1 protein-coding gene is annotated in these 593 nt (G+C 20.2%); it reads right to left on the reverse strand.

The genetic code is table 11. The features are described from left to right. Positions 1–149: 149 nt before the first annotated feature. Positions 150–593: GDSL-type esterase/lipase family protein (locus tag GQX97_RS14105; protein WP_157152354.1), on the reverse strand; the 444-nt coding region annotated here is incomplete at its 5' end.

The raw sequence follows: 593 nt of genomic DNA on the forward strand, positions 1-593 counted from the left end.
GATAAATATTCATTATATTTATGTAGATTTTTTTATAAAATATTTTACTTTTTTTTATAAGTTTTGTTTTAATAATTAGTATTTTTCATAAATAATCTCCCACTTTTATTTGGCTTTATCTTTATAAAGCTGAATAAAAGTGAATCCTTTTACTTTATATACTCTTTTAATCTTTCAAATATATAAKAAGAAAAAACATTATGACCTTCACTATTTAAATGAACACCGTCAAAATACAAATCATAATACTYATATTCTTTTAATATTTCGTTTCTAAACATATTATAAATATCAATGCTTTTTATATTATTTTCTTTTGTGTAGGAATTGATAAAATTAACATAYTCTATTAATATGTTATACATCTCTYCTAAATTACCAACTTCAAAAAAAGTAAAATCTTCTTTTATAAAAGGTATGGGTGTGAATGCTATTATATCTATATTTCTTTCTTTAGATTTATCTACTATATCAATAAAGCTTTTTTTTATATTTTCCAAAGGCTTAAAAAGAAATATATCATTTACTCCGCCCATAAGTATCAAAGTGTTAGCTTTTTCATTAATAACATCATTATCAAAACGAAAATACAT

Source organism: Brachyspira sp. SAP_772 (assembly GCF_009755885.1).
GTDB lineage: Bacteria > Spirochaetota > Brachyspiria > Brachyspirales > Brachyspiraceae > Brachyspira.